Below are 12860 nucleotides of genomic sequence, written 5' to 3' on the forward strand. Positions count from 1 at the left end.
CACTCGTGAGTTTGCCCCGGCTTGACCTGGGGAGGCGCGGCCTCTGTCCTGTTCCCGGAGACGAGAGGTGCGCGTGTCACCCAGGCTTGAGGCAGAGCATCTGTTCAAGGTGTTCGGAAGACGACCGGCCGAGGCGGTGGAGCGGCTGCGGCAGGGGGCCGACCGGGCGGAGCTGCGTGCCGACGGCACCACCGCCGCCGTGATCGACGCCTCCTTCCGCGTCGAGGCCGGCGAGATCTTCGTCGTCATGGGGCTGTCCGGCTCCGGCAAGTCCACCCTGCTGCGCACGCTCAACGGTCTGCTGGAGCCGACCGCGGGCAGTGTGCGCTTCGACGGGCAGGATCTGACCGACCTCACCGACCGGGCGCTGCGCGAGCTGCGCTCGAAGAAGATCAGCATGGTCTTCCAGCACTTCGCGCTGTTCCCGCACCGCAGCGTCCGCGACAACGCCGCCTACGGCCTGGAAGTGCAGGGCGTGCCCCGCGCCGAGCGCGAGCGCCGCGCCGACGAGGCGCTCGCCCTGTGCGGCCTGGCCGGCTGGGAGACGTCGTGGCCCGACGAGCTGTCCGGCGGCATGCAGCAGCGCGTCGGCCTCGCCCGTGCCCTCGCCACCGATGCCGACGTGCTGCTGATGGACGAGTCCTTCAGCGCCCTGGACCCGCTGATCCGGCGCGACATGCAGGACCAGCTGCTGGAGCTGCAGAAGACGCTGAAGAAGACCATCGTCTTCATTACCCACGACCTCAACGAGGCGATGCGGCTCGGCGACCGCATCGCCGTCATGCGCGACGGCCGCATCGTCCAGACCGGCACCGCCGAGGACATCCTGCTGCGCCCCGCGAACGACTACGTGGCCTCCTTCATCCAGGACGTCGACCGCGCGCGCGTGCTCACCGCCGCCGCCGTGATGGACACCGAGCTGCGGGGCGACGAGGCCGACTGCGGCTGCGAGACCGCGGCCCCCGACACGCCGTTCACCGAGCTGTGCGCGATCAGCGCCCGGCTGTCCCACCCGGTCGCCGTCCTGGACGAGGGCCGGGCCCTCGTCGGGGTCGTGCCCCGGCAGCGGCTGGTCGGCTTCCTCGGCGACGAGCAGAGTGAGCCGGCCGCCTGCGGCAATCCGAGGAAGGTGATCGGCCGTGCCTAGGATCCACCTCGGCGACTGGGTCGACTCCGGCGTCGCCTGGCTGGTCGACCACCTCTCCTGGCTCTTCGACGCCATCAAGGCGGTCGTGGAGGGCATGTACGACGGCATCGACGCCGTACTGGCCGCGCCCGAGCCGCTCCTCATGGCCGGCATCCTCGCCGTCGTCGCCTGGTGGCTGCGCGGCCTGCTCGCGGGTGTCCTGGCGTTCGCCGGATTCGCGCTGGTGGACTCGCTCGACCTGTGGGACCGGGCCATGTCCACGCTCGCCCTGGTCCTCGTGGCGACCGTGATCGCGCTGGTGATCTCGATCCCGCTGGGCATCCGGGCCGCCCGCTCCAAGGCGGTCAGCGCCGCCGTACGTCCGGTCCTGGACCTGCTCCAGACCATGCCGTCGATGGTGCTGCTGATCCCGGCCATGCTCTTCTTCGGCCTGGGCACCGCCGCCGGTGTCGTCGCCACCCTGATCTTCGCGCTCGCCCCCGGCGTCCGCATGACCGAGCTGGGCATCCGGCAGGTCGACGCCGACCTGGTCGAGGCCGCGGAGGCCTTCGGCACCAGCCCGCGCGACATCCTGTGGCGGGTCCAGCTGCCGCTCGCCCTGCCGACCATCATGGCCGGCGTCAACCAGGTGATCATGCTGGGCCTGTCCATGGTCGTCATCGCCGGCATGGTCGGCACCGGCGGCCTCGGCGGCGCGGTCAACGAGGCGATCGGCCGGCTCGACATCGGCTACGGCTTCGAGGCGGGCGTCGGCATCGTCGTCCTCGCCATCTACCTGGACCGCGTCACCGGCGCGCTCGGCACCCAGCTCTCCCCGCTGGGCCGCAGGGCCGCCGCGAAGGCCCCCACGCGCGCGTGGTCGTACCGTCCGCGCCCGGCCGTCGCCGTGGCCGGCGTGGCCGTCCTCGCCCTCGTCGCGGGCGGACTCGGCGTCTTCGGCCCCACCGCCGGCACCTCCGAGGCCTCCGGCACGGACGTCGGCAAGGGCAAGGAGATCAGGATCGGCTACATCCCCTGGGACGAGGGCATCGCCTCCACCTTCCTCTGGCAGGAGATCCTCCAGGAGCGCGGCTTCAAGGTCACCGCGACCCAGTACACGGCCGGCCCGCTCTACACCGGCCTCGCCACCGGCCAGCTCGACTTCCAGACCGACTCCTGGCTGCCCACCACCCACGCCGAGTACTGGGCGAAGTACGGCGAGCAGCTGGACGACCTCGGCACGTGGTACGGGCCCACCTCCCTGGAGCTGACCGTCCCCTCCTATGTGAAGAACGTGAACTCCCTGGCGGACCTCAAGGACCACGCGGACGACTTCGACGGGAAGATCATCGGCATCGAGCCCAGCGCCGGCATGATGGGCCTGCTCAAGAGCAAGGTCCTCAAGGAGTACGGCCTGGAGGGCACGTACGACGTGGTCGACGGCTCCACGCCGGCCATGCTCGCCGAGCTGAAGCGCGCCTACGCCCGCAAGCAGCCGGTCGTCGTCACCCTGTGGTCCCCGCACTGGGCCTACAGCGACTACGGCCTGAAGAAGCTCAAGGACCCCGAGGGCGCCTGGGGCAAGGGCGACGGGGTGCACACCCTGGCCCGCAAGGGCTTCGCCGCCGACAACCCGCAGGTCGGCCAGTGGCTGAAGGACTTCTCGATGACCGAGGAGCAGCTCACCGGCCTGGAGGCGCAGATCCAGAAGGCGGGCGAGGGCAAGGAGCAGGACGCCGTCCGCGCCTGGCTGCGGCAGCACCCCGGGCTGGTCGACAAGTGGGCCCCCGTCGCCAAGGACGACGCCCGCAGCCGGGCGGCCGGGTGACCTGACCGGCCCGGACCGCCTCCCGAGGGGCGGGCGCCGCCGTACGCCGCCGCGCGTCCGACGGCGCCCGCCCCTCGCGGCACGGCGCTTACGGCAAGGATCAGGCCAAACACTCTCCGTGACGAGCGATGGTCAGTGCGGCGGCACCCGGCCCAGCTGGTCGGCATATTCATCCGGCGGGGGGGCCCGGTCCCGGAGGGGTCCGCGCCCCCGGGGCACTGGCGTGAACTGTGAGGTGAGGGAGCACGGACATGTCGTGGATGTGACAGGCACGTGAAACGGTTTGCCGAACATGCGTAGGGTGCAGAGAAGTCATCAGAGGAGGAGTGCCCCGCGGCGGGCACCCGGACAGCGGCACGACGAGCGAGGGAGGGAGCCGGAGCGATGGGCGACCACAAAGAGCAGCAGCCCGTGCGGGTGGGCGCGGCCGTCCGCCGGCGCCGCCGCGCGCTGGAACTGACGCTTGCCGCCGTGGCCGAGCGCAGCGGCCTCTCCGTGCCCTTCCTCAGCCAGGTCGAGAACGACAAGGCCCGCCCGAGCCGTACGTCCCTGGAGAAGCTGGCCGACGCCCTGCGCACCACGGCCGTCGAACTCCTCGCCGCCGCCGACCCGGCGGCCAGCGTGGACGTCGTCCGCGCCGAGCCCGTCGCCGAGGGCGACTTCGACCCGCGGACCCGCTCCCTGGTGCGCGGCCACCACCAGCTGCACGCCTCCGAGTTCACCGGCGACCACGACGCCGGCCGCGAGTTCCAGCACCGCAACGACGAGTTGATGTACGTCGCCGACGGCGCGGTGGAGATAGAGGCCGAGGGGCGCGCCTACCGCCTCGGCCGCGGCGACACCCTCTACCTGACCGGCGGGGTGCGGCACCGCTGGCGGGCCACGGTCCCGGACACCCGGGTCATCGTGGTGGCGGTCGCCGAGCACATCGAGGCCGTCCAGGACCGGTCGCGCTAGCGTGCGGGTCGTCTCGCTGGTCCCGTCGCTGACCGAGGCGGTCGCGGTGACCCTGCCCGGAGTGCTGGCCGGTGCCACGGACTGGTGCGTCCGTCCGGCGGACCTGGACGTCACCCGGATCGGCGGTACGAAGAACCCGAAGGTGGACCGGATCGTCTCCCTGGCTCCCGACCTGGTGATCGCCAACGAGGAGGAGAACCGCACCGCCGACCTGGACGTCCTGCGGGCCGCGGGCCTCGACGTGCTGGTCACCGAGGTGCGGACCGTGCCGGACGCCTTCACCGAGCTGGACCGGGTGCTCACCGCGTGCGGCGCGCCGGCCCGGCCCGCGTGGCTGGCCGAGGCGGAGGCGGTCTGGGCGGCCCTGCCCGAGCCGGCGGAGCGCATGACGGCGGTCGTACCGATCTGGCGCCGGCCCTGGATGGTGCTGGGGCGGGACACCTTCGCGGGCGACGTCCTGGCCCGCCTGGGCGTGGCCCATGTGTACGCCGCCCACCCCGAGCGCTACCCCCGCGTCCCGCTGGACGAGCTGCGGGCGGCGCACCCGGACGTGGTGGTCCTGCCCGACGAGCCGTACCGCTTCACCGCGGACGACGGCCCGGAGGCGTTCCCCGGCCTGCCCTGCGCCCTGGTCAGCGGACGGCACCTGACCTGGTACGGCCCGTCCCTGACACAAGCGCCACGGGTGCTGGCCGGGGCCCTGCGAGCAGCTCGCCGCTGAGCAGGCCGCGCACGGTACCGCGGGCCGCCGCGAGCCAGGCCGCCACGAGGACGCCGTACAGACCGAGGGCCAGCGCGTCGTACACCGCGAGACCGGTGTGCCGGGCGAGGGCCGCGGTGCCGGTGACACAGGTGCCCACCGGGAAGGTGAACGCCCACCAGGCCAGCGTGAACCGCATGCCCTGCCGCCGGGCCCGCACCACGTGCGCGGTGGCGAGCCCCAGCCAGAGCAGCGCGAACCCCATGACCGGCACCCCGTACAGCACGGCGAGGATCCCGAGGCCACGGTCGTACGGGGCCGGTACCACCCCGGGAGCCTCGTCCGCGATCAGGCCGAGCGCGGTGACGGACTGCCCGAGCGGGCCGAGGACCAGGAACAGGGTCGGGGTGAGCGCGAGCGGCAGCGGCCCGGAGGTGATGACGCGGGCGAAGACCAGCGACAGCATCAGCAGCACGGCCAGCAGGCTCAGCCCGAACAGCGCGAAGCAGGCCAGCAGCAGGGTCTCCCGGGGCTGCCCCGGCGGCAGGTGCGGCACCAGCAGCGGGCCGAGCGCGGCCGACACCATGGGCGCGACCAGCGGCAGCAGCCACACCGGGGTGGCCTCGGCGGGCCGCACACGATGCCGTACGGCCATCAGGTACGGCACGGCCACGGCCGCCGCGAGCCCCACGGCCGTGCCGGCGGTGAACAGGACGGTGTCCAGGGCGACCGCCGCGCGCTCCCCGATCAGGTCCCGTCCCACGACCACGGCGCCGCCGCCCACCGCCAGCAGGGCCATGGCGAGCGCGCCGTAGAAGGGGGCCACGGCCGGGTCGAGGAGGTCGGCGCGGGCCCGGTCGCGGTGGTGGGCCCAGTGCAGGGCGCGGGCGGCCAGGAGCGTCACGAGCAGGACCAGGGAAAGCGCCCAGACGGCCACGAGGGCACCGCGCAGCCCCGGCGCGTGTCCGGGCAGCGCGGCGCCGGCCGAGCCGACGATGGCGGTGCCCATGACGGGGGTGTACCAGTTGGGGCCGAGGGTCCGGATCCGGGAGGCGCGGGGGAGGGGGAGGGGCTGGGCTGCGGTGACCATGTCTTCACAGTGCCGTCGCAGATCCCGCCTGACCAGGGAGTTCCTCTCTATGAGGGCATAAGCTGGTCTTATGAGCGAGGCGGAGGGTCGGCAGGAACGCACGGAGTCGCTGGCGCATCGGGTGCCGGACCTCGCCGCGCTGGAGCTGCTGCTCGCGGTGGCGCGGCTGGGCAGTCTCGGCGCGGCGGCGCGCGAGGTCGGCATCACCCAGCCGGCCGCCAGCAGCCGGCTGCGCTCCATGGAACGGCAGCTGGGCGTGGCCCTGGTCGACCGCTCGCCGCGCGGCTCCCGGCTCACCGACGCGGGTGCCCTGGTCACGGACTGGGCCCGCCGGGTGGTGGAGGCGGCGGCGGCCTTCGACGCGGGCGCCCAGGCACTGCGGGACCGGCGGGACTCGCGGCTCAGGGTCGCGGCGAGCATGACCATCGCCGAGTACCTGCTGCCCGGCTGGCTGCTCGCGCTGCACGCCGAGCGGCCCGACACGGCCGTCTCGCTGCTCGCGGGCAACTCGGCGAAGGTCGCGGAACTCCTGCTGGCCGGCGAGGCGGACCTCGGCTTCGTGGAGGGCCTGACCGTGCCCACGGGCCTGGACTCGGCGGTGATCGCCCACGACCGGCTGATCGTGGTGACGGCCCCCGGCCATCCGTGGGCCCGGCGCAGGCGCCCCCTCACGGCGGAGGAACTGGCGGCGACCCCGCTGATCCTCCGCGAGCGCGGCTCCGGCACCCGCCAGGTCCTGGACACGGCGCTCGGCGGCCTGTCCCGGCCGCTGATCGAGCTGTCCTCGACGACGGCGGTGAAGGCCTCCGCGGTCAGCGGGGCCGGACCCTCGGTGCTGAGCGAGCTGGCGGTGGGGGAGGAGCTGGCGATGCGGCGCCTGGTGAGCATCCCGGTGGAGGGGGTGTCCCTGCACCGCGACCTCCGCGCGGTGTGGCCGACGGGCCACCGGCCGACGGGCCCGGCACGGGAGCTGCTGTCGCTGACGCGCGGCTGACGGTTCCCCGCCGGGGGCCACGGCCGGGAAAACCCTTGGTCAAGCGGCAGTTGCTCCCGGCACCATGGCCCGCATGACCCACACCGCCCCGCCCGCCACGGGCGTCCGCACCCCTTGGGAAGACCTCCCGCGTGCCGTGCGGGACGCCGTCGGTGACGTGCTGGGCGCGCCGGTCGTCCGGGCCGAGACCCAGAGCGGCGGCTTCTCGCCCGGCGTCGCCGCCCGCGTGCGCACGGCGACCGGCGGCACCGGCTTCGTCAAGGCGGTGAGCGCCGAGACCAACCCGCACAGCCCCGGCCTGCACCGCAAGGAGGCGCGGCACGCCGCCGCGCTGCCGGCCACCGTGCCCGCGCCCCGGCTGCTCGGGTCCTACGACGACGGCACCTGGGTGGCGCTGGTCTTCGAGGAGGTGCCCGGACGCCAGCCGCACGTGCCCTGGCGGCCGGCCGAGCTGCGCCGGGTGCTCGACGCCGTCACCGTGCTCGCCCGCACCGGCACCCCGTCCCCGGTCGACGCCCCGCCCGTCGCCGAGGACCTGGCCGACGCCTTCGCCGGCTGGCGCCGGCTCCACGAGGGCGAGGCCGGTGACGTCCGGGGCAGCCTCGGCGCGTGGGTCGCCGACCGTCTGCCCGCACTCGCCGCGCTGGAGGCCGGATGGGCCGAGGGCGCCTCCGGCGACACCCTGGCCCACGGCGACCTGCGCGCGGACAACCTCCTGCTCACGGCCGACGGGGGCGTCGTCTTCGTGGACTGGCCGCACGCCCTGCGCGCCGCGCCCTGGTTCGACCTGCTGGTGCTGCTGCCGTGCGTGCGGGCACAGGGCGGACCGGATCCCGAAGAGGTCTTCACCGCCCATCCCCTGGGCCGGTCCGAGGACCCCGACGCCGTGACCGCGGCGCTGGCCGCCCTCACGGGCTACTTCCTGCGCGGCTCGCTGCAACCGGCGCCGCCGGGCCTGCCCACCCTGCGCCCCTTCCAGCGCGCCCAGGGCGAGGCCGCCCTGGCCTGGCTCAGGAAGCGGCTGTGACCAGGGCCCGCATCACCCGCTGGTCCTCGCCCATCTCCGGATGCCACTGCACGCCCAGCGCCCAGCCCCGGTCCGCCGGCAGCTCCACGGCCTCCACGGTGCCGTCCTCCGCGTGAGCCGACGGCACGAGCCCCTCGCCGAGCCGGTCCACCGCCTGGTGGTGATACGTCGGCACGGTCAGCTCCTCCGGGACGATGCCGGCGTACAGCGTCCCCGGCACCGGCTTCACCGGGTGCCCGCCGAACGCGCCGACCACCTCCCGGTGCCCGTCCAGGTGCTGGAGCAGCGTCCCGCCCAGGGCGACGTTCAGCAGCTGCATGCCCCGGCAGATGCCCAGCAGGGGCACGTCCGCCGCCAGCGCCGCGTCGATCAGCGCCAGCTCCCAGGCGTCGCGCTCCGGCGCGGGCGGCCCCGTACGGGGCGAGCGCTCGGCGTCGTACCGGGCCGGGTCGACGTCCGGGCCGCCCGCGATGACCAGCCCGTCGAGCCGGGCCACCGCGGCGGCGGCCCGCTCGGGGGCGTCCGGCGGCAGCAGGGACGCCAGTCCGCCGGCCCGCTGCACCAGCCGCGGATAGCCGGCCGGCAGCAGCACCGCCTCCAGGTCCCACACGCCCCAGCGCGCGCTGGACTCCAGATACGTGCTCACGCCGATCAGCGGCCGTTCGGTCATGCTGCCTCCCTGGACTTCAAAGGTGCTCGCTTCGAGGTGCCCGCATCAAGATGCTCGCTCGACCGGCGCCCGCTTCAAAGGTGTTCGGGGAAACCTTTACAGAGCCGACTCACGCCAGGAAGCCCCGCAGCAGGGCCGCCGTGCCCGCGCAGTGCTCGCGCATCATCTCCCGCGCCCCGTCCGCGTCCCCGTCCAGCACCGCCTCCACCAGCGCGGTGTGCTGCCGCTGGGAGTGCTCCAGGTTGCGCACCAGCAGCGGGATGCAGTCCAGCAGGTCGTTGACCGTGGCCCGGACCGCCGCGTACTGCGCGGTCAGCGACGGCGAACCGCACAGCTCGGCCAGCGTCAGGTGCAGCAGCGTGTCCGCCCGCCGGTAGTCCGCCAGCGGGGCCCCGTGGGTGCGGTCCAGCGCCTCCCGCAGCCGCTCCGCCTGCTCCGGTGCCAGTCCGTGCGCCGCGCACAGCCCGGCCGCGCCCACCTCAAGGACCTCGCGGAAGCGCAGTACGTCCTCGATGTCGACCTCGGAGATCCGGCGCCGCAGCTCGTCCTCGCCGCCCGCGTCCGGGCGCGGCAGAACAAAGGTTCCGCCGTACCGGCCGCGCCGCGCCTCCACCAGGCCCTGGTCCTGGAGCACCTTCAGCACCTCGCGCAGCGTCACCCGGCTGATCCCGAGCCGCTCGGCCAGCTCCCGCTCGGCCGGCAGCCGTTCGCCGCCCGGCACCAGGCCCAGCCGGACGATCTGCAGGATCTGCTCCAGCGCCTCCTCGAAGCCGTTGCCCGCCCGCACCGGCCGCAGCACCGGGGCGAGCCGGTCGCCCACCTCCTGCAACTCGACTTCCCGCGACATCCGCCGTACCCCCTTCCCAAGCAATGGTTCTCCGCAATACCTTATGGCTCCCGGCCCGGCCGCAAAAGCGCGATGGCGCCCAAGGAGGCTCTCCCGTGGCAGACCGCACACCCCCGCTCAGTGTCGAGGAACTGCACGCCCTCGTCGCGAGCGGTGAGATCGACACTGTCGTCCTGGCCTTCCCCGACATGCAAGGGCGGCTCCAGGGCAAGCGGTTCGCCGCCCGCTTCTTCCTCGACGAGGTCCTCCACCACGGCACCGAGGGCTGCAACTACCTGCTCGCCGTGGACACCGAGATGAACACCGTCGACGGCTACGCGATGTCCTCCTGGGAGCGCGGCTACGGCGACTTCGCCATGCACCCCGACCTCGCCACCCTGCGCCGCGTCCCCTGGCACCCCGGCACCGCGCTGCTCGTCGCCGACCTCGCCTGGAACGACGGCTCCCCGGTCGTCGCCGCGCCCCGCCAGATCCTGCGCCGCCAGCTGGAGCGGCTCGCCGCACTCGGCTACACCGCCCAGGTCGGCACCGAGCTGGAGTTCATCGTCTTCAAGGACAGCTACGAACAGGCCTGGGACGCGAACTACCGCGGCCTCACCCCGGCCAACCAGTACAACATCGACTACTCCATCCTGGGCACCGGCCGCATCGAGCCCCTGCTGCGCCGGCTGCGCAACGACATGGCCGGCGCCGGCCTCACCGTCGAGTCCGCCAAGGGCGAGTGCAACCCGGGCCAGCACGAGATCGCCTTCCGCTACGACGAGGCACTGCGGACCTGCGACCAGCACGCCCTCTACAAGACCGGCGCCAAGGAGATCGCCGCCCAGGAGGGCGTCTCGATCACCTTCATGGCCAAGTACAACGAGCGCGAGGGCAACTCCTGCCACATCCACCTCTCGCTCGCCGACGCCGACGGCACCAACGCCATGGCGGGCGACCTGGAAGGGGGCATGTCCGAGGTCATGCGGCACTTCCTCGCCGGACAGCTCGCCGCCCTGCGGGACTTCTCGTTGTTGTACGCGCCCAACATCAACTCCTACAAGCGGTTCCAGCCGGGCTCCTTCGCGCCCACCGCCGTCGCCTGGGGCCACGACAACCGCACCTGCGCCCTGCGCGTGGTCGGCCACGGCCGCTCCCTGCGCTTCGAGAACCGCCTCCCCGGCGGCGACGTCAACCCGCACCTCGCCGTCGCCGGCCTGGTCGCGGCCGGCCTGTACGGCGTCGAGCAGAAGCTCGAACTCCCCGAACCGTGCCCCGGCAACGCCTACACCGCCGGCTTCGCGCACGTCCCGACCACCCTCCGCGAGGCCGCCGACCTCTGGGAGAACAGCCCGATCGCCAAGGCCGCCTTCGGCGACGAGGTCGTGGCCCACTACCGCAACATGGCGCGCGTCGAGCTGGACGCCTTCGACGCCGCGGTCACCGACTGGGAGCTGCGCCGCTCCTTCGAACGCCTGTGAGGCATCACGTGTCCGAGCTGTACGAACTCGAAGTTCTCAACCCCGCCACGGAAGAGGTCGTCGCGACCGTGCCGGGCGCCGGCGAGCAGGACGTGGACGCCGCGGTCCGCCGGGCCGAACGGGCACAGCGGGCCTGGGCCGCCCTCGCGCCCGCCGACCGGGCCCGGCTGCTGCGCCGCTTCGCCGCCGTCGTCGACGAACACCGCGAAGAACTCGCCCGGCTGGAGGTCAGGCAGGCCGGCCACACCCTCGGCAACGCCCGCTGGGAGGCGGGCAACGTCCGCGACCTGCTGGACTACGCGGCCGGCGGAGTGGAACGCCTCGCGGGCCGGCAGATCCCGGTGCCCGGCGGCTGGAACGTCACCTTCCAGGAACCCCTGGGCGTGATCGGCGTGATCGCCCCCTGGAACTTCCCCCTGCCGATCGCCGCCTGGGGCACCGCACCGGCCCTCGCGGCCGGGAACGCCGTCGTCCTCAAGCCCGCCGAGACGACCCCGCTCACCTCCCTGCGGCTGGCCGAACTCGCACTGGAGGCCGGGCTCCCGGAACACCTCTTCCAGGTCCTGCCCGGGCGCGGTGACATCGCCGGCGACGCACTCGTACGGCACCCCGGCGTCGCCAAGATCGTCTTCACCGGCTCCACCAGGGTCGGGAAGCGCGTCATGGCGCTCTGCTCCGACCTGGTCAAGCCGGTCACCCTCGAACTCGGCGGCAAGAGCCCCAACGTCGTCTTCGCCGACGCCGACCTCAAGGCCGCCCTCGACCCCTTCTCCTTCCTCGACAACTCCGGCCAGGACTGCTGCGCCCGCACCCGCATCCTGGTCCAGGAGGCGGTGCTGGACGAGGCCCGCGAGTTCCTCGCCGACGCGCTGGCCGCCGTGGTCGTGGGCGACCCTGCCGACGAGAAGACCCAGATGGGCCCGCTGATCAGCCGTCAACAGCTGGACCGCGTACGGTCGTACGTCCCCGCCGACGCCCCCGCCCTGCGCGGCAGCGCCCCGGACGGGCCCGGCTTCTGGTTCCCGCCGACCGTCCTCACCGGGGAGCGGCCGGGCAGCGCGGCGGCCACCGAGGAGATCTTCGGCCCGGTCGCCGTCCTCCTCCCCTTCACCGACGAGGAGGACGCCGTCCGCCTCGCCAACGACACCCCCTACGGCCTCTCCGGCTCCGTCTGGACCCGGGACGTGGGCCGTGCCCTGCGCGTCTCGCAGGCCGTCCGCGCGGGCAACCTGTCCGTCAACTCCCACTCCAGCGTCCGCTACTGGACCCCGTTCGGCGGCTTCAAGCAGTCCGGCCTCGGCCGCGAACTCGGCCCCGACGCCCTGACCGCCTTCACCGAAACCAAGAACGTCTTCATCAGCACGGAGGGCCCCGCACAGTGACCGAGAACATCGTCTGCCGCCGCCTGGCCGGCCGTACCGCCGTCGTGACCGGAGCCGGCAGCGGCATCGGGCTCGCCAGCGCCCGCCGGCTCGCCTCCGAGGGCGCCCACGTCGTGTGCGCGGACGTCGACGAGGTCCGCGGCAAGGCCGCCGCCGACGAGGTCGGCGGGCTCTTCGTGAAGACCGACGTCACCGACCCCGAGCAGGTCGAGGCGCTGTTCCAGGCGGCGTACGACACCTACGGCAGCGTCGACATCGCCTTCAACAACGCCGGCATCTCCCCGCCGGACGACGACTCCATCCTGGAGACCGGCCTGGACGCCTGGAAGCGCGTCCAGGAGGTCAACCTCACCTCCGTCTACCTGTGCTGCAAGGCCGCCATCCCCTACATGCGCCGCCAGGGCAAGGGCTCCATCATCAACACCGCGTCCTTCGTGGCGCGGATGGGAGCGGCCACCTCCCAGATCTCGTACACGGCCTCCAAGGGCGGCGTCCTCGCCATGTCCCGCGAACTGGGCGTGCAGTTCGCCCGCGAGGGCATCCGGGTCAACGCCCTGTGCCCCGGCCCGGTCAACACCCCGCTGCTCCAGGAGCTGTTCGCCAAGGACCCCGAGCGGGCCGCCCGCCGTCTCGTCCACATCCCGCTCGGCCGGTTCGCCGAGGCCGAGGAGATCGCCGCCGCCGTCGCCTTCCTGGCCAGCGACGACTCCTCGTTCGTCAACGCCACGGACTTCCTGGTGGACGGCGGAATCGCGGGCGCGTACGTCACGCCCCTGTAG

12 protein-coding genes are annotated in these 12860 nt (G+C 73.5%); 9 read left to right on the forward strand and 3 right to left on the reverse strand.

The genetic code is table 11. From position 1 onward, the window contains the following. Positions 1-73 precede the first annotated feature (73 nt). The 4 genes from ABZ937_RS17215 (at position 74) to ABZ937_RS17230 (ending at position 4632) form a co-directional block, all read left to right on the forward strand. Complete coding sequence (locus tag ABZ937_RS17215) at positions 74-1147, forward strand: glycine betaine/L-proline ABC transporter ATP-binding protein (RefSeq protein ID WP_361692485.1); 1074 nt, start codon at positions 74-76, stop codon at positions 1145-1147. Continuing rightward, positions 1140-2954 carry an ABC transporter permease/substrate binding protein gene (locus ABZ937_RS17220; protein WP_361692488.1) on the forward strand — a complete coding sequence of 605 codons (1815 nt, stop codon included), beginning with the start codon at positions 1140-1142 and terminating at the stop codon, positions 2952-2954. The genes ABZ937_RS17215 and ABZ937_RS17220 overlap by 8 nt, the downstream gene beginning before the upstream one ends. Before the next feature lie 384 nt (positions 2955-3338). Then, positions 3339-3911, forward strand: a complete 573-nt coding sequence (locus tag ABZ937_RS17225; protein WP_361692491.1) for an XRE family transcriptional regulator — start codon at positions 3339-3341, stop codon at positions 3909-3911. Position 3912: 1 nt separating this feature from the next. Next, positions 3913-4632, forward strand: a complete 720-nt coding sequence (locus ABZ937_RS17230; RefSeq protein ID WP_361692494.1) for a helical backbone metal receptor — start codon at positions 3913-3915, stop codon at positions 4630-4632. On the opposite strand, the gene ABZ937_RS17235 is transcribed toward ABZ937_RS17230, so the two are convergent. Then, positions 4544-5701: a TDT family transporter gene (locus tag ABZ937_RS17235; RefSeq protein ID WP_361692497.1), complete on the reverse strand. Its 1158-nt coding sequence runs from the start codon at positions 5699-5701 to the stop codon at positions 4544-4546. The two genes, ABZ937_RS17230 and ABZ937_RS17235, sit on opposite strands and share 89 nt — an antisense overlap. 70 nt (positions 5702-5771) lie before the next feature. Between ABZ937_RS17235 and ABZ937_RS17240 the strand changes: the two genes are divergently transcribed. Next, a complete protein-coding gene (locus ABZ937_RS17240; RefSeq protein WP_361692500.1) occupies positions 5772-6695 on the forward strand; it encodes a LysR family transcriptional regulator in 924 nt (307 codons plus the stop codon). 73 nt (positions 6696-6768) lie between these two features. Next, positions 6769-7722: an aminoglycoside phosphotransferase family protein gene (locus ABZ937_RS17245; protein ID WP_361692503.1), complete on the forward strand. Its 954-nt coding sequence runs from the start codon at positions 6769-6771 to the stop codon at positions 7720-7722. Here ABZ937_RS17245 and ABZ937_RS17250 read toward each other — a convergent pair. Further along, positions 7706-8392 (reverse strand): gamma-glutamyl-gamma-aminobutyrate hydrolase family protein, encoded by a 687-nt coding sequence (locus tag ABZ937_RS17250; protein ID WP_361692506.1) that lies wholly within the window; start codon positions 8390-8392, stop codon positions 7706-7708. The two genes, ABZ937_RS17245 and ABZ937_RS17250, sit on opposite strands and share 17 nt — an antisense overlap. Before the next feature lie 109 nt (positions 8393-8501). Beyond that, positions 8502-9239: an FCD domain-containing protein gene (locus tag ABZ937_RS17255; protein WP_361692509.1), complete on the reverse strand. Its 738-nt coding sequence runs from the start codon at positions 9237-9239 to the stop codon at positions 8502-8504. 95 nt (positions 9240-9334) lie between these two features. Here ABZ937_RS17255 and ABZ937_RS17260 point away from each other — a divergent pair, with 95 nt between their 5' ends. Genes ABZ937_RS17260 through ABZ937_RS17270 form a run of 3 tightly spaced genes read left to right on the forward strand, consistent with a single transcriptional unit; the run spans position 9335 to position 12860 of the window. Beyond that, a complete protein-coding gene (locus tag ABZ937_RS17260) occupies positions 9335-10699 on the forward strand; it encodes a glutamine synthetase family protein (RefSeq protein ID WP_361692512.1) in 1365 nt (454 codons plus the stop codon). An 8-nt stretch (positions 10700-10707) separates the two neighbouring features. After that, positions 10708-12081, forward strand: a complete 1374-nt coding sequence (locus ABZ937_RS17265) for an aldehyde dehydrogenase family protein (RefSeq protein WP_361692515.1) — start codon at positions 10708-10710, stop codon at positions 12079-12081. Beyond that, a complete protein-coding gene (locus ABZ937_RS17270; RefSeq protein ID WP_361692518.1) occupies positions 12078-12860 on the forward strand; it encodes a 3-oxoacyl-ACP reductase in 783 nt (260 codons plus the stop codon). Before ABZ937_RS17265 ends, ABZ937_RS17270 begins: the two co-directional genes overlap by 4 nt.

This window comes from Streptomyces sp. NPDC046727, assembly GCF_040645635.1.
Classification (GTDB): Bacteria; Actinomycetota; Actinomycetes; order Streptomycetales; family Streptomycetaceae; genus Streptomyces.